Consider the following 19,345-nt stretch of genomic DNA (forward strand, 5'->3'; position numbering starts at 1 on the left):
ATTTTGTTCATTATACCCCTCCCTTTTTGCCGCTCATTTTCGAGCGCGCTTCTCATAGGCTTTCGAGTACCGTGCCATTGGCCGGTTCACGCGTTATCTAAACGTCGTTTAATTATTATCTAAACACGAGTCAACTCGAAGCGTGGTAGGCAATGAAATTTTGATGGGACCTCGCCCATAACAGCAGGTCGGTCCCCTCCTGGCGAAATTCAACTGAACCTGAAGTGTTAGGGCTTGAGGGCTTTAAGGTCGGCGTCGATCTTATCCAGCAATGCGTCGGTGAGCGTATCCGGAGCGATAATCTTGAGCTGGCGAATGGGGACATCCTTGAGGCCCGCCGCGTTGGTGCTAAAGCCGGAGATATGACAATCAAGGATTGCTCTGGAGTCCGGGCGAGCCAGCAGTTCGCTCATTGGAGTCGCGCTGGCGGACAGGGCGGTCGTCTGCTTGGCCTTGATCGGCACCTTTAACGAAGAGCCTTCGAAGCTGACCACCGTTACCAACGTAGGAGGCCGCCGCAGGGTCAGCACGCCCTTGACCGGCTTGGCGGAAAAGGGGCGCGGCACCACGACGTTCGGGTTCTCAAAAGTGTTGACCGCATTGACGCGATCTGCGGTCAGCGTCTGTCCCGTTGCCGCGCTTGGCGTTCACGCGCCAATTCTCGACCGGATGAATGAAAGGCAGCTCAGCCCAGTCCTAGCACGAGAGGTGCCTTTCCGGATCGTCCCCACGGCCTGACGTTCGTCAGAGGGCCCTCGCGGCTCAGCGATCGGCCGGTTTCGGTGCAACCGGACGTTCACGTTCGCCGAGCTTTACGGCGGGTTTGTCCCAGCCTCGTCATTCAAGCGCCCCACGGCGATGGTGAACGAAAGACGGGTTCCGACGCCCCAGACTGGGTCGCTGAACGGCGGCTATAAACGCGGCGGCAATTCCCGCTATCCAGCACCGGCAATAGTCGACCACCTGCGGTCGCTCCTAGATCTATCCGCGAACGACCGCACTCGTCGCATGCGGCAAGTCCACCCACCCCGGATCGAAATATCAGTCCGGGTGCTGAGGCTGATGTTGCCAGCCCCTCTCAGGGTTTCACGAAGCGATAGGCGAAGCGATCAGTCTTGCCCTTGATCAAGGGATCGAACACCTTGACTGCTTGCGGATCGTCCTTGTTCGCAAGGATGGTGCTCTGCGCGTCCAGCACGAAGCCGGCAGCCTCCACCTCCTTGCGGACGAACGCTGGGTCGATCCGATGCAACGCCTGGGTGTCGGTCGTGCCCGAGCCTGCGGTGGCAGCGTGGTCGACGATGACGTAGCACCCGCCTGGTTTCAGCTGCTCGAAAACGGCGCGATTGAAGTCGGCCGCCGTCGCGCCCCTGGCCTGGATCAGCTTGGTGTGGAGATCGTGGTAGAACAGGTGCATCCACAGGACATCGGCTGGTTGGGTAACCTCCGCGATGGCAACGAGGTCCGCCGAGACGGCTGCAACATTCTCCCGGCCCGGCTCTTTCGCGAGCGTCCGCATGATGCCGAGTGGGTCGTTCTTGAAATGAGCGACTTCGGCCGGCACGAAGCTGTAGACCCCTCCCTCTGGCCCGACGACGTCGGAGAACCGGCGCGTCCACTCGCCATCGCCGGGGTACACGTCGATGACGGTGGCACTTGCTTCGATGCGGGCGAATTGGATCAATTCGACTAGCTTGGATTGGTCGTACATCGGGACCTCCTTGACGGTTGGACATGCGGCGCGCGTGCCGCATTAGGTGCTATGAAGCGCGCAGATCGCTGCAATCTTCGGGCGGATATCCAGCATTGCCAGACAGCGCAGCGGCCCTCGCCAGCGCCTGCGTGTCGATATACTCCCGGATATGCACTACTTGGCCGTCCCGGACCGTGATGGCGAAGATCCAATCGTCCTCGAACATCTTGTTGGTGGCTTTGATTTTGCCCGTAGCGAAGCCGATGACGAGGACCCGGTCGCCTTGCGCCACGAACTCGCGTGGTTCCGTCGAGGTTTCGATCGACCGTGATGCCATCTCCAGCAAATCCGCCAGCCCGGCGTGGCCTTGGTACGTTCCGGCCAGCGGCCAGTCCTCGCCCGGGATGATCCACACGATGTCGTCCGCGACCAGCGCCAGCAAAGCCTCCCTGTCGCTGCTACCGATCGCGGCGAAGAAGTCTTTCACGGTCTGGATGTTTTTCTCAATGCTCATGGGATTTTGTCCTGGTTGGCGCCAAGGTCAGACCTGCGCCATGCCGCCATCGACAGCGAGATCCACGCCGGTGATGTACGAGCTTTCGTCAGAGGCGAGGAAGGTGACAGCGGCGGCGATTTCCTCGGGCTTGCCCATGCGCCCCATAGGGATTTGCAAGGTAAATTGGGCGGCCGCTTGCACGGCTTGCTCAGCGGTAAGGCCTGTCGTGGTCGTGAGAGCCGGGGTGTCGATGGGACCGGGGCTGACCACATTCACCCGAATTTTGCGGTCTTTGAGCTCCAGCGTCCATGCACGCGCGAAGTTGCGGATGGCTGCCTTGCTGGCGGCGTAGGCGCTGAAGCCCGGCAGGCCCAACACATTCGATACCGATGAGGTCAGGATGATCGCACCGCCATCTCGCAAGAGGGGAAGGGCCTTTTGCACCGTGAAGAACAGCCCCTTCACGTTCACATCAAAGGTCTGGTCAAAATGGGCCTCGGTCGCGTCCGCGAGCGGTGCGATGGTTCCGGCGCCCGCGTTGGCGAAGAGAATGTCGATATGGCCGTGTTGCTCTTTCACGGCGGCATAGAGCCGGTCCAGATCCGCCAGGCTCGCGACGTCGCCTGCCAATGTGGTGATGTTGCTGCCGACAAGGGCTGCGGCATCGTTCAGCTCCTTTTCCCGCCGCCCAGTAATTACGACATGCGCGCCTTCTTCCACGAAGCGCCTGGCTGTCGCCAGCCCGATCCCGCTGCTTCCGCCGGTGATCAGGGCAATCTTACCTTCCAGTTTTTTCATGTTATTTTATCCTTCCATGTGTTGCCCAGCGGGGAATTGTGTCCAGTCAGAGCTGCGCCAGACCGCCGTCGACAGCGACCTCGCTGGCGGTCATGAAACTGCTGTCCGAAGAGGCGAGGAAGGCGGCAACGGCCCCGATCTCTGCTGGATCGGCCATGCGCTGGAGCGGTGTCATCGCGCCGTAAGCTTTCTGGCCTTCTTCACCCAGCGCCGCCTTCGCGAGTTCGGTCGCCGTTGCTCCGGGCGACAGCACATTGACCCGAATGCCGGTGCCCTTCAGATCTTCAGCCCAGGTCCGCGCGAGATTGCGCACCGCCGCCTTGCTCGCGCTATAGGCGGTGAAGCCCGGCGCGCCTGTGGTGCCCGCGCTCGATCCGGTCAGGATGATCGAACCGCCCGTGCTCATCAGCGGCAGCGCATTCTGCACCGTGAAGATCGTGCCCTTCACATTGGTGTCGAAAGTTTCGTCAATATGCTCGGCGGTAATCTGGCCGAGAACCAGCGGGCTTCCCGCCCCGGCATTGGCGAAGAGGATGTCCAGCTTTCCGCGTTCGGTCTTGACCATCGCATAGAGACGGTCGAGGTCAGCCTGATCCGAGACCGAGCCCTTCACCGCGCGGGCATTCGGCCCAAGCTCGGCCACAGCGGCGTCGAGTACTTCCTGTCGGCGGCCGAAGATGAAGACAAAGGCGCCCTCCTCGATGAAGCGCTTTGCCGAGGCAAGGCCGATGCCGGTGGCGCCGCCGGTGATGACGGCGGTCTTTCCATTCAGTCTGTTCATGTCGTGCATCCTTGGTTTCGCCGTTACGCGTTTTGGGCTGTACGGGGCGTTCCCCCGAGAGATCCAACATGGGGTCACCGAAGGCAGGCTGTGAGTGTGCAGCCGCGCATATCGGTGGTGCGCAAACGATCCAGCCAGACGATCGCGGACTGCGGTGCGTATTGGGACGGCATGGCCCGTCGTCGCGGGGCAATGCGCAATTTAGAGTCCAATGGAAGCCGCAAAAGCTTCGGAATATACACGGCCTGACTCAGCTCCTGCGGCCGCTATGCCGGGACGCTCGCGCGCGTTGCGGCTTGGTATGCTAGAACGGGCTTCGGGAGCCGCCCCCACGCGGCGCGGGATTGCACCATGATCGACTGGGATGACGTTCGGTACTTTCTTGCCACCGCGCGCGGTGGCTCAGTGCGGGCCGCCGCCAAGCGTCTAGGGGTGAACCACGCGACGGTGCTGCGACGTATTACCCAGCTGGAGGAACACCTCGGAGCGCAGATGTTCGAAAAACTACCTGCTGGCTATCGCCTGACGACTGCGGGCGAGGAAGTCCTCGCGTTCGCGGAGCAGATGGAGGCCTCGTCGCACCAGTTGGAAACACGCGTTTTCGGGCGCGATCAGAGCGTGCGCGGGCTTCTGCGGGTGACGCTGCCGCCGTTCCTTGCCACACACTTGCTCATGCCCGATCTCGCCGAATTTGCACGTGTGCATCCCGACATCGAGATGGAGATCGTGTCGACCGGCGAAGTAGTGAATTTGACGAATCGAGAGGCGGACGTCGCGATCCGTATGGTCTCCGATCGCGAGACGCTGCCACTCAATCTTCATGGGCTGAAGGGGCCGGAACTGTTCGCGGGCATCTATATGTCTTGCGATCGACTGGCCGCGTGGCGTGCGGGCGCGTCGGATCCCGTCCGCCCCATCGTCATCGGGGGCCATGGCGCCCCGGACTGGGCCGACGAGGGCGAGATTCGCGCGGCAGGGGTTCCTTTCAGGACGCTGGATGCCGACGCGCAGATCGCTGCGGCAAGGCAAGGGATCGGTATGACCAGACTGCCGTGCTTTGTTGGCGATGCCGATCGCCTACTGGCACGGGTTCCGGGTATCGACCTGAAAGCACAGGCAACGCTCTGGCTTCTCACTCAGGGAGAGGCACGCAAGACGAAGCGCGTGCGCCTATTCACCGAGTTCGTATCCCACAGATTGGCCGGCTACGCAGCGCTTCTCGCTGGGCTATCCATATCGCGCGACTGATGCCCGGCAGGCCGGCTTCTGTCGCAAGCCGACCTGCAACGGGGTAAGCGGGGATGGCGCGCTCGAACCTTGTTTGTCTGTAATCGGCCCAGCCTCTGTCTCTCTCTGATAGCCGGTCGGCACAGTGCTGGACATCGGCTCCTGGCGGGACCTGCCATTCGACACATCCCCTCGGAACGGCAGAATGTCCCATACCTAATCGTTCGGAATGGCATGTGGTCGGTCCGGCAGGACAGTTGTCAGAAACGGCTAAGCGCCCCCTCAGACGACCGGATAGGAGCCAATCGGTGTGCCGACGTAATTTGGATGTCATGAACATTGTGCTTCGGCTCTGCCTTGGAGAATGAATCACCGCCTGTCCGAGTCCATGGCAGTCCAATCACAGCCAACGATTACGCAACGTCCACATTCAACGCTTTCGGGCCACGCAATGATGTTTTCCTCGAAAGCCAGATCGGCATAGAACATGCTCTTGCTTGGATCGATGAGGCATGTCGTTATGAGAACCTTGCGCCCGGAGGATGGGGCCGCGACGTCCACGAGTTCGTGAAAGAGGCCGGTTTGCCCGCGGAATATGGCGCTCTGCTCGTGCGCTCGTTCCTGTCGGCCGGTGTGGATACTACCATCAATGGCATCGGCAATCTGCTCCATGCTTTCAGCTTGCATCCGCAGGAATGGCAGAAGTTGCGAAACGACCGCTCTCTTGTGAAGCGCGCGTTCGAGGAAAGCTTGCGCTGGCAGGGGACCGTCCAGACATTTTTCCGCACGACGACGCGAAACGTGAATCTGGCAGGCGTCAGCATACCAGAAGGATCTAAGGTTATTGCATTCCTGGGCGCTGCCAATCGCGGCCCGCGCCATTGGGAAGAAGCCGACACGTTCAATATCTCCCGCCAGACCAGTGGCCACGTCGGCTTCGCCTTCGGCATTCACCAATGCCTCGGGCAGATGATTGCGCGGCAGGAAAGCGAGGTTGTCCTTGAGGTCCTGAGCCAACGAGTTGCATCGATCAACCCTGCTGGCGAACCGCAGCGCCGCTTGAACAATACGCTGTTTGCGGTGGAAAGTCTGCCGGTCACAATAGAGCCAGCGTGAAAGCATCACCAGGGTCAGAACCTATTCAATTCCCAGCGGGCGGCTCGGTCCGTTGCTTCAATGGCGGCGCGTGGAGATGCATCCCTGGCGAAATACGCGGTGGCTTTTTAAGACGTCGCGCTCCTCGGTCACCCGAGCCAGCTCGCACTTCAACTGGCGGATGTCGGCATCCTTGCTGGCATCGCCGGCCACCGCATTCGCATCCTGACGCTTCCAGGCATACAGCGAGTTCTGCCTGACACCGAGCCGCTGTGAGCCGAAGGCCAGCGCAGCTAAACCTCCTCCACCGGATACCCGCGTTCGGTGATCTGGGCCACCGCATCGCGCTTGAACTCATCACTGAAATTGGGCTTCCCCTCATCGCCTCCCGTCCTCAAAATGAGGATCGAAGGCGTCCAGAAATCTGGGGGCTACTCACACACCGCATTCAAGGCCGACCTTTTCAACACTATCCGGCCATAGCTATTCGTAACCTGCCTTCCCGGACTGTCCGCAACCATGGGCACTTTCGGGCCGAGTTTGCAGCAGAAGAATGAAGAGCAGCTCGGGCCAATTCGCGCCATGGAAGTGACTTGCCGGATCGTTCCACCCTCTGTCCTTCAACCTAGCCCGGCGCCAAGCCCCCTGGCCGCAGTGGGCGCCGGCATCACACTGCCCATCTGCGCCACGGCTGTCTGCACTTGCCCAGCTCGCTCACTGATCGCTGCAATCAACCGGTCGCGATCGTTGGTAAAGACCGTCGCCGTGGACCTCGCCCTGGAAATCCCGACATAGAAGCTCTTCTGATCGACCAGGTTGCTTGCCTTGCTGTCGGCATGGATCAGGACATGGTCGGCTGTGCGGCCCTGTGCTGCAAAGGCCGTGTCCACATAGCCATGCCGGATATGCTGGTCACGGGCGGCATCCAGGCTCAATGCCTCGGTCCTGCCCCGTGCCGTCCGGATGGTCGCGCTGCGTAACAGCTCGTCCACGGCGATGACCTCGGCCCGCCCACCATTGATCCGCCCCGCTTCTCGGTCATTGCGCGTGAACTGGATGCGGTCGCCGACCTTGAGCTCCAGTTTCCGCGGCGCGAACGCCTGGCTGTTCCCCGTTCCCCATTGCCGCAAACGCCAATCCACGTCCCGCCCATCCTCCGATTGGAGCGTGATGGCAGCCCTCACCGGATCGATGGCCGCGACCCGATATGCTTCGCCGCGCACCACGCCCTTGTCGGCATAGTCGCGCGTGAAGCGCACGACGTCTCCCTGGTCATAGGCCAAAGGGTCACGCGCTTCGGCACGGGTCAGCCCCTTGTTGAGCAGGCTTTGCATCATGACAGCCGGGCCAGTCAGCGCCCCGGCCCTGGCCAAGGCATCACGGATAGTGGCGGTCAACGCATCGCGACCCTCCCGGGACGGCTCGATCACCAGCGTGCGCGCCCGGGCGGCTTTGTCCAGCCCGGCATAGTGCGCAGCGATAGTGGTAAAACGCTCAGCCAGGTCGGCGTTTTCGACAATCCGGCCGCCACCGCGGTCGAGCGCAGCAAGTGCCGCCCTGGCATCCCCTTCAATCGACGCGATGACCGCTTCCCGCGTCGCCGCGTTGCTCTGCCTCACGATCTCGCTGAGCCTGGCGGTCTCCATGCCGGCACCCTGCAACTGCGCAAAGGCCGCGCCTGCCTCGACCGATCCCAGTTGTTGCACATCGCCGACCAGGACGACGCGGGCATTCTCCTTTTGCGCGAGATCGAACAGGCGGGCCGTGTCACGGGCCGAAAGCAAGGATGCTTCGTCGACGATCCAGGCTGCCGGCTGGCCGGGGTTGGCGCATTGCGGGGACAGCAGGTGGCGCGCGACGGTTTCGCTGCTGGTGCCGAGAGCTTCGCCCAAGACCATCGCCGCCGATGCGGTCGGAGCCAGCGCGATGACCGCAACGCCATGCGCCTCGGCCTCGCGGGCGAAGGTGGCCAAAACGGTAGTGGTCTTGGCCGTGCCGGCATAACCCTGCAAGGCCGTGATGCGGTTCGCGCTGCTCAGCAGCTGCTGCGTTGCGGCGCGCTGCTCGGCATTCCAGGCAAAGCCGGCCCACTCAGCCCGCGTTACAGCGCGGGCAACTGCCTTGGCCGCGGCGAGCGGCGAAGCAATCGGCGCCATCACCCCTCGCCCGTCAAATTCGGCCTTGAGCATCCTTGTCTCGATTGCCACATTCTGGCGGGTCGTGAAGCCCGAAAACGCCGCGCCGCGGCGATCCAGATAGGTCCGGTCGATCAGCTGTCCCGCCCTGGTCGCCGCCTGCACGGCCGTCGCGATTTCGGCGTGGCCGACCTTGCCCAACCCGAACCGCCCCGCCTCTTCCTGCAATGCCGCGGCCGAGAACACCGATTGCCGCTCGCCCAGCTTGTCGGCAGCCTGGGCGACGGCGCGATCCGCCATGGTCGCCCGGCTCGCCCATTCCACCTGGTGCGCCGGACTGGCCGCCCTCGCCTGCGCCTCCGCCACGAGTGCCTGCCGCGTCGCCGGGCCGAACCCGGCCTTGTCCGCCGTCAGGCGCCATCCGGCGACCAGGGCAGCATGATTGCCGGCCGACTTGGCCGCACGCGTATCCAGGGCCGCCATCTGCTTCTCGGCCGCACTGGCCTCGCCGCGCGAGGTACCGCGTTCGCCAAGCCTGGCTTCGATCTCGGCACTGCGGGTGCTGAAAGCGGCCAGGACCGCGCTGGCAACACCCCTGATTTCGAAGAGGGAATCCTTGCCCACCTCGATGTCGTATCCCAGCGCCCGCACGTTCACCGCCAGTTCCTGGCGATAGATCGCGCCGATCTGCTTCTGCAGCTGATAGATCGCGCGCGGCTCCAGGCTGCGCCACGCGCCATCCGCGTCCTGCGTCGCGTTCATCACCACATTGTGGGTATGCAGCTGTGGGTCCTGGGCCCGGCTGGTATGGTGCTGGAAACTGGCAATGACCAGATTGCGCGTCATGTCGCGCACGATCTGGCCATTCTCGCGGGTGCGGGTCGCAGCCATGTGCTGCTCGACGTGGGCCATGGCGACCTGCACCGCCGCGCCATGCGCCGCGATCAAGCGCCGGTCTCCCGCCACCTCGGCCATGATCGACACCGACTTGGGCGCGCTCAAGGTGATGTCCCAGCCGGGGCGGTGCTCGCGGTTGCCGCCGCGCATGGTGCCCAGCTGCTGCCCGGCGACCTGGCCATCGAGCAGCGCGTGGAATTGCGCCCGGTCGACCTCGCCGGCAAGGCCCAGCGCGGCCGCGCCCTGGCCCTGCCATTGCGACGGCGCGAGACCACCTTCGGCGTAGTAATCATCGGCCTCGTAATAGCTGGCAGCCTGGGCCGAACTGGTCAGCGCGGAGACGGAAGCGACCATTACACCGGCCCCTGGCTGGTGGGTGACTGTCGCTTGGGCTTCTGCTTTCGGAAGACCGCGACCGAAGGATCTGCAGCCGGCGCAGGAACAGACAATGGCGCTGGCCTGGTCGCCGATACTTTCTCCCACAGCGTCTGGCGGGGATCGCCAGCAACAAAGCCCGGCTCACGCGCCGGCCCACGCCGGGCAACATGATCGGCCCCCAGCATGATCCGCGCCACCGGCAGGCCATCGGGAAAGAGCAGATAGCCGGTAAACTTGGGCAGGCGCAACTCGCTGGCCATGACCGCAGGGCGAACCTTGCGCAGCTTGCCCAAGGTCGTGCGCGGCCCCTCGTCACCCTCGGCCAGCGCATCGGTCATGGTCTGGATCTCGACCTCGCACGCGCCGATTGCCCGGCTCGCCCATTGCTGCGTTTCGCCATCGATGGTCTGCAGGAACAGCTTGGTATTGCAGCACCCCAGGATCGATTCTGCCATCTGCGCGCCATAGCGATGCTGCATCTGCCCCAGCGCCTGGAACGTCAGGATCACGGCAGCACCGAACTTGCGGCCCTCGGGCAGCAGCCGCGCCAGGCTGTCGACGCGCGGGAGGTCGGCGAGCTCGTCGAGCACGAACCAGATGCGTCGGTCAGGCGATGGCGGCAGGCCGAGAACCGCGCTGGCCGCGCATTCCAGCCAGCAGGCGAGCAAGGGTTTCGAAGCCTCGAAATAGTCCTCCTTGCGCGGCACGAAGATCCACGGACTGGCGCCCTCGCGCTGGTCAAGCCCATGGATGAAGTCGCGAAAGGCAAAAGGCGTGGCCCCGCTGCCCTCGACCCGCAGGAACTGGATGAGGTCGGCGGCCTTGGCGAGCATGAACAGCACGCTGCCGGTCGCCCGATCGGCATCATCGGCAAAAGTCCGCGCCGATGAGCTGGTGGCGAGCCAGGCTTTGAGATCGTCCTTGGTGCGATTTTGCAGCGCGTGCAGCAGATCGGCGAGCGTGCAGGCCTTCTCGCGCCACAGCGCGCGGAGCATGTTGGCGACCAGGATACGGCTGGTGTCGAGCCAGACGTCGCTGTCGCGCTGCCCGGTCTCGGTGATGAGCTGGTGAGCAATGCGATCGGCGTCGGCCGGATGGGCAATCTCGGCGAAGGGCGACCAGAACGCGCAGCGGGCGTCGAACGGATTGAGCAGGATGTCGCCCCGCTCGGGTCGGTAATAGTGGGCGATGAATTCCCCACTGGTGTCATAGACCAGAGCCGCTTCGCCGCGCGCCTCGATCCCGTCGAGCAACTGGCGCAGGGCAGTGGTCTTGCCCGATCCGGTCGTGCCGATCATGGCGATATGGCGGGTTTCCAAGCGCGACGGCAGCGGCACCGTGCCGATCGACAAGGGCAAGGGCCCTGCCTCCTGCGCCGTCCGCCGCGCCAGCTGCGCTTCGCTGACGATCGCCGTTCCGGCCATCCAGCGGTCGGCCAGCAGGCGCCCACGGCGGCGCGCCAGCACGTCGCGCCTGGCCAGCAGGAGAGCGAGCCAGCCGAGAAAACCCACCGCGCTGCCCCATGCTGCCCGGCTGCGGACCTGCCGCGCGCTGCGCTGGAAATAGGGGTGGGCGATGATCGCACGTGCCGAACGGTCCCTGTCGATTTGCCCGCCGCGATGGACATCGATTCCCGTATCGCTGGCCCAGGCCGACACCGCCCACAGCTTGAGCCTGGCCCAGTGATAGGTTGCGGCCGCCACGATCGCGTCCCGCCCTGCCGCGACACCGGGCAACGTCATCCCCCCCAAGATGACGGCGACCAGCATGGCCAGGGCTTGCCGTTTGCCGCGGGCCAGGCTGCGTTCGTGCTGCTGCTTGCGCAGGGCATCGGCATGGATGCGACGATCCGGCGTTCCACTCATGGCTCGTCCCGTGCCAGTCGCCGCTGGCGCTCATAGGCGGCGTGGACCTGTGCGGTGATCGCTTCGTCGTCCTCGGCCAGGCCCAGGGCCGAAGCGCGCGCATAGCCGTAGGCGGCGCAGGCGGTGAACAGCACGCGGTCGAGCAGACGCTCGGCCGCAGTCAGCCGGGTGCCGACCGAGGCCAGTTCGAGGACGATGTCGCGCCCGGACGTGTCCTGCGCCGCTGGCTTGGCGAGCGTCGCGGCGCCGGCTTTCACGCAGCGTTGCAGCTGGGCATAGACACTGGTGCCGTCGCGTTCGGCGAGAGTCCGCAGGGCCTTGTCGAGCGCAATCGGCACGCGCACGGTATGCTGCACCGGCCTCATCGCTCCGCCTCCGCCAGCGTGCGCGCCGCACTCCTGGAAAAGCCCGCAATTGCGCGATGCTGAGAACCAGCCAAGCCCGCGCACGCGCCGCGCAGTCGCGAGAAACGGCAGAAAACCGGCATGCACGGGTGCGTGAGGTGTGTATCGATTTTATGGGCCCGATGCGCAGCATCGCGGCCCCGCTTGCTTGCCCGGTCAACGATGCATTCGCGGACTGTCGCGGCCTTTCCGCCACGGGATGGACAGCCTGCCAGGCACCCTTCCGTCGCGCCGAACTGGCCCTCGCCAACAGTCTTCGAAGAGCGTGCACAATCGGCGTGCCGAGCCGCCACCCCAACCAGGAACCCTGTCCACATGGCGGGAGTAGTGGCTGCCGGATCACCGTGTGCCGACTTGCCGGGACCGGCATCACGCCGGCGATCGGCGCCCCCGGCACGAACCTGTGCCATCCGCACCATCATGGCCGGTCTTTCCGCAGTTCGCGTGGAAACAGACTGTCGCGCGGCGGCACCTCAAGCGCGTCAACGCTGGCGGGATCCGCCGACCGGTCCGTTTCGCCAAGCGGCCGGGGCGAAGAGAACAGTGGGGCGGCACGCCAGTCTGGCATTGCCGCATGCTCGTCCTGCGCCGCCGGCACAGTGGTGCCGAGATCCCCCGACAAGGCGAGCCGAGCGGACAGCCGGGCCACATAGCGCAGGGTCTCGGCAGGCAAGGGGCGAAGGCCGCGACGATAGGCGTCGTAGCGGGTCGGCCCGGCGTTGTAGGCCGCCAGAAAGCCGGGACTGCCATAGCGATCGCGCAGCACCCGGACATAGGCCGCGCCGGCCAGGATATTGGCTCGCGGTGCGAAGGGATCCTCGCCCAATCCATAAGTGCGGGACAGCGCGCGCCAGGTGTCCGGCATGAGTTGCATCAAGCCCATCGCACCGGCCGGCGACACGGCCGCAGGATCGCCACCGCTTTCAGCAGCGAGGATCGCGGCCAGCCAGGCTTCGGGCACGGCGAACCGCGCGGCGGCTTCGGCGACAAGCGGCGCCCAGGGCGACCGGTCCGGCGGTGCCGCTAGGGACAAGCCAGTCAGCGGTTTCGCCTGGGCCACTGCGGTCGGCGAGGTCAGGCCGCAGACTAGCAGCAGCGCCGGTATCACCCTGATGCTGCGCACGACGCAGCGCATGCCGCTGGACCGCCCTGCCCAATACCAGACCAGGCCACGCTGCCGATTGCCGGCGCGGCATTGCCGACAAGGCAGCGGCGCGAACCGGGCAGGATGGGCCCGATCGCCGGCGCCGGCAGGCCATGGTCCACGCTCGCCCTGCGCGCAAACCGATACCAGCGCGCAGGGCAGCCACCAGGCACGGCCTGCCGACCTTTGCGAGACAAGACCAGGAGGGATCATGGCTGCGTCCTTCGCATGGGAGACAGAGACAATGATGGCGGGCTGGCCGCGAACCACACGCGCCGGCCGCTACCGCGTTCGTCGGTCCAGACCGGGTGGGCCACGCCGAGCACCGCGCGGCGCGACACTGCCCCGAAATAGCGGCTGTCGACGCTGTCGGCGCGCGCCGGGGCGAGCAGGAACAGCTGATCGGGCGCCAGGCGGAAACAACCCGACCAGACCGGCAGGGCGCGCCCTACCCGATCGCGTGCGCGAGCCTCCGCGACCACATGCCCCGCGATCGTGATCGTCTGGCCAATGCGGCAGACCCGCGTACCTGTCGCAGCCGCCAGCGGTTTGAGCAGCGGCACCCCCGCCGGCAGGTAGCCGCGCTGCGCCATGAGCCTGGCCCACGGCGGCGACATGCGCACGACGAGCCGCTGGCCCGGCACCAGCCGCGTCGGCGGGCTGATCCAGTAGAGACCGGTCGGGACGCTGGGCGAGGCATTCCACACCAGGCGTGGCCGCGCGGGCAGCACGACCGGCACGACTAGCGCGGCCACGGCCAGTTCCATCGCCAGCAAGGCGCGCCCGTTCATGGCCGTGCCTCCCGCCGCGCAGGGCAGGCAGCCTGGTCCCGGGACTCGGCGATCCACGCCGCGGCGGGCGCGGCCAGGCGCGCATGGATTTGCCGCCAGTGAGCCGGCACGACCTCTTGAGCGGCAGGGCCCAGCGCCTCGAGGGCATCGATCACGGCAAAGACCCGAGCCACGCGGCGCCAGCCCTGCACGGCAAGGAGGATTTCGCCGCCCTGATCGACAAACGGGAGGCGCGTGACGGGCATGCCGCGTTGCACGGCGCGGACGATGGCGAGGTGCGAAAGCGCGGTGCCATGGTCAGGGCCGGCCCAGCGTACCAGCGCGAAGACCTTGCCAGGCGCATAGCTTTCGACGCGGCACCCGCCATCGCAGCGACCGCTGAAAACCGGTTTGCCAAAGCGCAGCCAGTGCGCGCGCCGGCCCTGCGGCCAGGACAGCATGACGTGGGTAAGGCGATCATCGCGCGCGCCAGTCGCGGCAGTATCGCGGCCTGACACTGTGCACGGCGCTGTGCCCGCGGCACCGCATTCAGCGCCGGATTCTCCACCGCTTGCCGGCGTTAGCAGGAATCCGCAGGATTCCTGGTTAGGTCGGTTAAGCAACTCACAACCCGTTGAAAGCATGAGCCTATCGCCCTGGTTCGGTTCCCGATCGTCCGGGAAAGCGGTTCCCGATGGTCCGGGCGACGGGGTTCCTGATCGTCCGTGCCGCATCATGACTTATCCACAGGGGCAAAGCCGACCCGCCGCAGCGCCTGGTCGTAGCGGTTTTCGGGAAGCCGGACGAAGCGCAGCCAGTGCCGGCCGTGCTCGGCAAAAAGCGTGAGCGTGTAGCCCGGCAAGGCCTGGCGCTGGACGATATCGCGCAGCGCGAAGGCAAAGCGCTTGAGCGGCCAGAGCAGCCCTGAACGCAGGTGGAGATGGGGCAGATCGAACGTCCAGCCACCCGGCTGGCGCCCACCGTGCTTGCGCACCAGGCGGTAGAGCCAGCGCTCGAGCCCGCCGGTCAGGCCAAAATAGGCGCGATCGATCGTCAGCACCCACTGCGCCTGGATCACGCCCTGGTAGAACCAGTCGGGTACGACCAGCTCGATGCCGCATGCCCGGCCGCGCGCATCGCAGCATTCGCGCCACTCGTTGATCCAGGAAAAGCGGTGACGCCGGCCGCGCTCGGGCTGGCGGATGGTGGTGGCGATACTGGTCGACTGCAGGCGATCGAGCGCGGCCTTGAGGCGCTCGTAGCTGGCCTTGCCGGTGCCACGGCAGGTGAACGTAAGGATATCATGGGGCCGCGCCGCGATCAGCCGCGACGTCGGCCGCCCGGCATCGCGCGCTTCGACGATCTGGCTGGCAATCCAGATCAGCACGTCGGCATCCCAGATCGTGGCCATGCCATGCTCGTGGGTGGCTTCGACGAGGATCGCGACGTCGCCCATGCGGAAATCGATCGGGCGGGTGCGGCGGCTCTTGGCGAGGCTGAAGAACGGCCAGACCATCAGATCCTGGGCATCTCGCGGCGCGATCGGGCCGCGCACAGGCACGAACAGGTCAAGTTGCTCGCGTGACGGCATGCGGCTGGTCGGTGCGGCGCGTGCCGCCGCGGTGGACCGCGCACTCACCGCCGCACCGGCCCGGTGCCGGGCTGGCGCCGCGCCGGATGGACCACGCCGCGCCCCGGCTCGCGGGTCGAGCGGCGCTGCCCCTGGTCGGCCCATGCGTCAAGGTCGGCGAGCGCATAGACGATCCGCCCGCCAAGCTTGTGGTAGACCGGACCGGTGCCGAAGCAGCGGTGCTTTTCGAGCGTGCGCGGCGACAGCCCGAGATGGACGGCCGCATCGGGCGTGCGCAAGTAGCGCGGGTATACCGGGGAAGGAATGGGATTCATAGTCGGGCTCCATCGCGAGCGGAAGAGCTGCGGCGCAGCCCTTCCCGATGAGCCCAATCCTGGCGCGGTGCCGGCACCGGGGCGGAGTGACAAAAACGCCCCCGGCATCTTTGTCACACCGCGTCCCGCCAAGGCGCCAGCGCGACACGATCAGGCCGATCGGACCCGCCCCGCGCGTCAGCGCAGCGGGCACTGATCGGCCAGCGCCAGGGCCTGATGCGGCACGCGCGCCGCGTGCAGACGCTGCAGCAGGTTGGCCTGGAGCCCCGACCCTTCGCCGACGATGGCATGGACCGGACCCAGCGCGAGCAACTGCTCGTTGCGCACGAAGCCGGCGCGCTTGCCCAGCGCCCGGTCGAGCGCAAAGCGCACGGTCGTCACGCCGCGGGCGGCTGCCCAGGCATGCGCGATCTGGTCGCAGCCGCGCTGCTGCGCGGTGGTTGCAAGGACCAGGGCAGGCACGCGCGCGTGGACCGCATCGAGGGCATCCCAGATTAGGCGATGGTCGTGCCAGGCCGTCCCGCCCGAGACGATCACCACCGGCCCGCTGGGCGCCAGGGCCTCGCGCCGCGCCGCCGCGCGTGCGGCGAGGAAATCGCGGGCATCGATCTGGCTGGCCGTGAAACCGGACGATACCCGCGAGCCGCGCGTGGTCGAAAACGGCTGGCCGGTTTCGAGGCGATAGACCTCGCCGGCATGGTCGCGCATCGCCTCGAGCGCGGCACGGCAATCCATCAGGGTGCGACAGATGCGCTGGGTTTCTTCGAGTTCGACGGCATGGGCTTCGGACGGGTCGAAGCCACGGGCAAGCTCGCCGAGCTTGCGCGCCGCATCGTCCTCGCGCCGCGCCGCCCGTTCTGCGGTCCTGTGGAAGCTGTTGACGAAACCCCAGGCCAAATCGGCGGCAAAAGCCGCGAGGCGGGTATCGCGCAGGCAATCGAACAGCGTGGTCATGACGAGGTCGAGCGCGGCGCGCACGGCCGTGGGATCGGGCATGTCGCGTGCCTCGGGCTCGTGGTGGATCGAGAGCTGGGCCAGCGCATCCTGCTCGGCAAAGGCCGCCGCAAAGGCGCGCGTTTCGGCAGCGCCAGACGCTTCGGCAGCATCGAAAGCAAATGTATGGGTCATGGTGTCCTCCGCACAGACGGACCGCCATCACCGCGATGGCAGTGCCACGACACCGGCAAGCCGCGTCCAGCCGGTCAGGGACGCCGGTTCTGCCGGCGCCGCCCCGCGGGGCGTGGGGGAGCCGATTTTTGCGGGGGGCCCGCCTCGGGCCGCACGCCAAAATTGGGGGCACCGCGTCTCCTTGACGGGCGCCAGACCGGCTTGCCAGACTGGGACGACCCGCCGCCCCCCTTCCCTTCCCGGCAGGCGACCAAAGCGATGGCCGGCGTGGCGCAATCTGCCCGGCCGCAAGGCGCCATCGCCGCCACTTGGATTGGCAGGCTGCCGGCAAGTCCCTGCTGTCAGGCCATTCGCCAGGATAAGCCGTGACCCTTTGCCGACAAGGATCGGCCGGTGCCGCCCGAGGCGGCACCGGCCAGGCTCAATGCAGGCGGTCGCGCTCACCCAGCAAGGGATCGAGACTGGTGATCTGGTGCTCGCCTGCGACCAGGCTCCAGGCCGCGACAAGCTCGCCGTAGTATTCGTGGTCGACCAGGGTTTCCGCACTGGCCATGCCGTGCTCGGCTTCTTCCCAGGCCCGGGCATGGGCCGCATCGGTGGCGCTGGCGATGGCATTGGCGAGATGGGCGGCGATTTCCGCGGGCGGCATGGCCTTGGCCTGGCGGCGCAGGCGAGCGACCATGGCGGGATTGCGGGCAGTGATGCCGGTGAGGACGCAGGCGACCTCGTCGAGGATCGAGAAGAGCTGCATGACTTTGGGCTCCCGGATAAGGAGCGGGCGGCCGAGAGGGCCGCCCGGCTGGGTCAGAGGAACTCGATCTCGTCGGCGACGATTTCGGTGTTGTAATAGGTGCGGCCGTCCTTCTCGTTGCGGCTGTAGCGGATCTCACCGTGGACGATCAGCTTGTCGCCCTTCTTCTTGTGGTTGGCGACAGTCTTGCCCAGGCCATTGAAAGCCTTGATCGTGTGAAACTGGTCGTAGGTTTCGGGATAGCCGTCCTCGCCCTTGACCACCTGGCCGTCCTTGATCACCGGGCGCGAGGTGACGAGCGTGAAGCTGGCGCCGCCCTTGCTGTCCGTGCCGAAGCGGGTGATGTCCGAAGTGATGCGGCCAGAAAGAAAAACCGAGTTCATGGGGGTTACTCCAGGTTCTGCCGGCGGGCCGATCCCGCCGGGATGCCCCCAGACGAAGCCCGCGTACAAGAAGCCGCTGCACCGAGCGCCGCAGCGTGAGGGAAACATCGCTTGCGTCCGGTGGTGCGGGCGCCGGCCGCAGGCCGGTAACACGGCGGGCGCAAGCGGTGTTGCGGCGGTTTCGCGCGGGCGCAGGACGGCATCCCGAACGGCGGGTCGGTCCACCGGCAGGACCAGGCAGCCCCATCCTAGAGACGGGTTTCAAGCTGATCAGGCCCGGACATCGCCGCCCGGCGCTTGGGGCGGCCCCAGGCGAGGGGCCCGGCACACCCGATCCTGACCAGTGGGCCGCCTCCCGGGCAACATGGCACCTGCGGCGCTGCCGCACCACGAGCAGGCTATGCGATCGCCGTCACGTGATCCTCGCCGCCTGCATCGGGCAAGCTGCCGTGGCACGACACGGTGTTCATAGCAGAACGATCGAGCACCGCCCTGCCAGGCCGGCCCTCGCCCACCACAACACCGCCCAGCGTGCGCTGCTCGCTGCAGCCTGATCACTGACCCAGCCCCCTGCACCCAACCGCGCGCGCGCCGTGCCATCAGGTCGCGATGTCCCGTCCTGGCAGGCCATGTTCCGGTTCGATCATCGCACCCCAATCGCCAAAACCGGCCGGACAGCGCGCGATGCGGGCAGCGATCCCGCGTTCGGCAAGGCGGTCCAGCGCTCGGGACGCTGCGCTCAACCCGGCCGCGTCGTTGTCGGGCAAGAGCACGTAGCGGAGCTGGCTCCCAAGTGGTGGCAGGGACGCGAAACTGGCCGCCCCAAAACAGGTCGCGGCAGGCTGCCCGGTTACCTGCTGGTAGGCACAGGCACTTTCCAGGCCTTCCGCCACGGCAAGCTCCGGCCCATCGCTGTGCGACGGCCACAGCCCGCCGCGCGACGCGCCCAGCATCATCCGCTCGGTCCTTGCCCCTGTCACGGGATCGAGAAACCGCCGCTGGACGGCGACCAGCTGGCCAAGGCGGAATACCCCGACAAGCAAAGCGGGCTCGAAACGCGCGGCATGACCCTTGCCCATCGGGCAGCGCGGATGGAAGCGCAGGTCGGGCGGCAGCGCAAGCAGCCCGCGCCGCCCACGCAAGTAACGTTCGCCAAGGGTACCGGCGACCGCTCCGGCCTGGTCCCACAGGCGGCACACCAGCCCCAGACTGGCGCCTGCGGGCGACGGATCAGGGGCCGGCACGGGCAGCGGTCCCAGAGCGCGCAGCGCGCGCAACACGGCGCGAGGGTCGCAGCCGGCAAAGCAGTGGACCAGCAGGCCGTTGTCGCCCGCGCGCAAGGACAGGCTCGGCGTGCGATCGGCATGGACCGGGCAGCGGACCATGGCGCCGTGGCCATTCCAGTGCCCGCCGAGGCGGGTTACCAGCGCAGCCCAGGCGCTGTCGGATTGATGCGGCATGGCAACCTCGCGCAAGCGGTAGCGGTCCGGGGGCG

Annotated in this window: 19 protein-coding genes and 1 pseudogene; 2 read left to right on the forward strand and 18 right to left on the reverse strand. The window is 66.2% G+C overall.

Annotation, left to right across the window (positions count from 1 at the left end; translation table 11 throughout):
* Positions 1-227 precede the first annotated feature (227 nt).
* From FHT19_RS18145 to FHT19_RS18165, 5 genes are all read right to left on the reverse strand, one after another.
* Entirely contained in the window at positions 228-566 is a 339-nt protein-coding gene (locus FHT19_RS18145; RefSeq protein ID WP_169476234.1) for a hypothetical protein, read from the reverse strand.
* Positions 567-1,078: 512 nt separating this feature from the next.
* Entirely contained in the window at positions 1,079-1,711 is a 633-nt protein-coding gene (locus FHT19_RS18150; protein WP_169476235.1) for a class I SAM-dependent methyltransferase, read from the reverse strand.
* Positions 1,712-1,760: 49 nt separating this feature from the next.
* On the reverse strand, positions 1,761-2,207 hold the full coding sequence (locus FHT19_RS18155; protein ID WP_169476236.1) for a nuclear transport factor 2 family protein: 447 nt from the start codon (positions 2,205-2,207) through the stop codon (positions 1,761-1,763).
* 27 nt (positions 2,208-2,234) lie between these two features.
* Positions 2,235-2,987: a glucose 1-dehydrogenase gene (locus FHT19_RS18160; protein WP_169476237.1), complete on the reverse strand. Its 753-nt coding sequence runs from the start codon at positions 2,985-2,987 to the stop codon at positions 2,235-2,237.
* A 46-nt stretch (positions 2,988-3,033) separates the two neighbouring features.
* Positions 3,034-3,768, reverse strand: a complete 735-nt coding sequence (locus FHT19_RS18165) for an SDR family oxidoreductase (protein ID WP_169476238.1) — start codon at positions 3,766-3,768, stop codon at positions 3,034-3,036.
* Positions 3,769-4,119: 351 nt separating this feature from the next.
* On the opposite strand from FHT19_RS18165, the gene FHT19_RS18170 reads away from it, so the two are divergent.
* Both FHT19_RS18170 and FHT19_RS18175 read left to right on the forward strand, forming a co-directional pair.
* Entirely contained in the window at positions 4,120-5,016 is an 897-nt protein-coding gene (locus tag FHT19_RS18170) for a LysR family transcriptional regulator (RefSeq protein WP_169476239.1), read from the forward strand.
* A gap of 546 nt (positions 5,017-5,562) precedes the next feature.
* The gene (locus FHT19_RS18175) at positions 5,563-6,111 is read left to right on the forward strand and encodes a cytochrome P450 (RefSeq protein WP_169476240.1); all 549 of its coding nucleotides are present in this window, start codon (positions 5,563-5,565) and stop codon (positions 6,109-6,111) included.
* Positions 6,112-6,189: 78 nt separating this feature from the next.
* Here FHT19_RS18175 and FHT19_RS18180 read toward each other — a convergent pair.
* The 13 genes and pseudogenes from FHT19_RS18180 to FHT19_RS18240 all read right to left on the reverse strand — a co-directional run.
* Positions 6,190-6,488 (reverse strand): annotated as a pseudogene (locus FHT19_RS18180) (transposase); the annotation flags it as partial.
* Between the two features lie 222 nt (positions 6,489-6,710).
* The gene (mobF, locus tag FHT19_RS18185) at positions 6,711-9,476 is read right to left on the reverse strand and encodes a MobF family relaxase (protein ID WP_169476241.1); all 2,766 of its coding nucleotides are present in this window, start codon (positions 9,474-9,476) and stop codon (positions 6,711-6,713) included.
* Positions 9,476-11,365 carry a type IV secretion system DNA-binding domain-containing protein gene (locus FHT19_RS18190; RefSeq protein WP_169476242.1) on the reverse strand — a complete coding sequence of 630 codons (1,890 nt, stop codon included), beginning with the start codon at positions 11,363-11,365 and terminating at the stop codon, positions 9,476-9,478. The genes mobF and FHT19_RS18190 overlap by 1 nt, the downstream gene beginning before the upstream one ends.
* Positions 11,362-11,730, reverse strand: coding sequence for a hypothetical protein (locus FHT19_RS18195; protein WP_169476243.1), 369 nt, complete (start codon positions 11,728-11,730; stop codon positions 11,362-11,364). Before FHT19_RS18195 ends, FHT19_RS18190 begins: the two co-directional genes overlap by 4 nt.
* Positions 11,731-12,187: 457 nt before the next feature.
* Complete coding sequence (locus FHT19_RS18200; protein WP_248290549.1) at positions 12,188-12,892, reverse strand: lytic transglycosylase domain-containing protein; 705 nt, start codon at positions 12,890-12,892, stop codon at positions 12,188-12,190.
* A gap of 230 nt (positions 12,893-13,122) precedes the next feature.
* On the reverse strand, positions 13,123-13,704 hold the full coding sequence (locus FHT19_RS18205; RefSeq protein ID WP_169476245.1) for a S26 family signal peptidase: 582 nt from the start codon (positions 13,702-13,704) through the stop codon (positions 13,123-13,125).
* Complete coding sequence (locus FHT19_RS18210) at positions 13,701-14,201, reverse strand: DUF2840 domain-containing protein (RefSeq protein WP_169476246.1); 501 nt, start codon at positions 14,199-14,201, stop codon at positions 13,701-13,703. The genes FHT19_RS18205 and FHT19_RS18210 overlap by 4 nt, the downstream gene beginning before the upstream one ends.
* Positions 14,202-14,416: 215 nt before the next feature.
* Complete coding sequence (locus tag FHT19_RS18215; RefSeq protein WP_169476517.1) at positions 14,417-15,274, reverse strand: replication initiator protein A; 858 nt, start codon at positions 15,272-15,274, stop codon at positions 14,417-14,419.
* Positions 15,275-15,318: 44 nt separating this feature from the next.
* The gene (locus FHT19_RS18220) at positions 15,319-15,588 is read right to left on the reverse strand and encodes a helix-turn-helix domain-containing protein (RefSeq protein ID WP_169476247.1); all 270 of its coding nucleotides are present in this window, start codon (positions 15,586-15,588) and stop codon (positions 15,319-15,321) included.
* 177 nt (positions 15,589-15,765) lie between these two features.
* Positions 15,766-16,716: a DUF2493 domain-containing protein gene (locus FHT19_RS18225; RefSeq protein ID WP_169476248.1), complete on the reverse strand. Its 951-nt coding sequence runs from the start codon at positions 16,714-16,716 to the stop codon at positions 15,766-15,768.
* A 421-nt stretch (positions 16,717-17,137) separates the two neighbouring features.
* Complete coding sequence (locus FHT19_RS18230; protein WP_169476249.1) at positions 17,138-17,467, reverse strand: hypothetical protein; 330 nt, start codon at positions 17,465-17,467, stop codon at positions 17,138-17,140.
* Positions 17,468-17,520: 53 nt separating this feature from the next.
* The gene (locus tag FHT19_RS18235) at positions 17,521-17,850 is read right to left on the reverse strand and encodes a single-stranded DNA-binding protein (protein WP_062788416.1); all 330 of its coding nucleotides are present in this window, start codon (positions 17,848-17,850) and stop codon (positions 17,521-17,523) included.
* 599 nt (positions 17,851-18,449) lie between these two features.
* A complete protein-coding gene (locus FHT19_RS18240) occupies positions 18,450-19,310 on the reverse strand; it encodes a toprim domain-containing protein (protein ID WP_169476250.1) in 861 nt (286 codons plus the stop codon).
* Positions 19,311-19,345 lie beyond the last annotated feature (35 nt).

This window comes from Novosphingobium sp. SG919 (assembly GCF_012932495.1).
In the GTDB taxonomy this organism is placed as follows: domain Bacteria; phylum Pseudomonadota; class Alphaproteobacteria; order Sphingomonadales; family Sphingomonadaceae; genus Novosphingobium; species Novosphingobium rhizosphaerae.

Excerpts from the sequence above, each read along its gene's own strand:
- mobF (WP_169476241.1), bottom strand. The coding sequence starts at position 9,476 with ATGGTCGCTTCCGTCTCCGCGCTGACCAGTTCGGCCCAGGCTGCCAGC.
- FHT19_RS18240 (WP_169476250.1), bottom strand. The coding sequence starts at position 19,310 with ATGCCGCATCAATCCGACAGCGCCTGGGCTGCGCTGGTAACCCGCCTC.
- FHT19_RS18215 (WP_169476517.1), bottom strand. The coding sequence starts at position 15,274 with ATGCCGTCACGCGAGCAACTTGACCTGTTCGTGCCTGTGCGCGGCCCG.
- FHT19_RS18155 (WP_169476236.1), bottom strand. The coding sequence starts at position 2,207 with ATGAGCATTGAGAAAAACATCCAGACCGTGAAAGACTTCTTCGCCGCG.
- FHT19_RS18165 (WP_169476238.1), bottom strand. The coding sequence starts at position 3,768 with ATGAACAGACTGAATGGAAAGACCGCCGTCATCACCGGCGGCGCCACC.
- FHT19_RS18235 (WP_062788416.1), bottom strand. The coding sequence starts at position 17,850 with ATGAACTCGGTTTTTCTTTCTGGCCGCATCACTTCGGACATCACCCGC.
- FHT19_RS18190 (WP_169476242.1), bottom strand. The coding sequence starts at position 11,365 with ATGAGTGGAACGCCGGATCGTCGCATCCATGCCGATGCCCTGCGCAAG.
- FHT19_RS18170 (WP_169476239.1), top strand. The coding sequence starts at position 4,120 with ATGATCGACTGGGATGACGTTCGGTACTTTCTTGCCACCGCGCGCGGT.
- FHT19_RS18160 (WP_169476237.1), bottom strand. The coding sequence starts at position 2,987 with ATGAAAAAACTGGAAGGTAAGATTGCCCTGATCACCGGCGGAAGCAGC.
- FHT19_RS18205 (WP_169476245.1), bottom strand. The coding sequence starts at position 13,704 with ATGAACGGGCGCGCCTTGCTGGCGATGGAACTGGCCGTGGCCGCGCTA.
- FHT19_RS18220 (WP_169476247.1), bottom strand. The coding sequence starts at position 15,588 with ATGAATCCCATTCCTTCCCCGGTATACCCGCGCTACTTGCGCACGCCC.
- FHT19_RS18230 (WP_169476249.1), bottom strand. The coding sequence starts at position 17,467 with ATGCAGCTCTTCTCGATCCTCGACGAGGTCGCCTGCGTCCTCACCGGC.
- FHT19_RS18195 (WP_169476243.1), bottom strand. The coding sequence starts at position 11,730 with ATGAGGCCGGTGCAGCATACCGTGCGCGTGCCGATTGCGCTCGACAAG.
- FHT19_RS18225 (WP_169476248.1), bottom strand. The coding sequence starts at position 16,716 with ATGACCCATACATTTGCTTTCGATGCTGCCGAAGCGTCTGGCGCTGCC.
- FHT19_RS18150 (WP_169476235.1), bottom strand. The coding sequence starts at position 1,711 with ATGTACGACCAATCCAAGCTAGTCGAATTGATCCAATTCGCCCGCATC.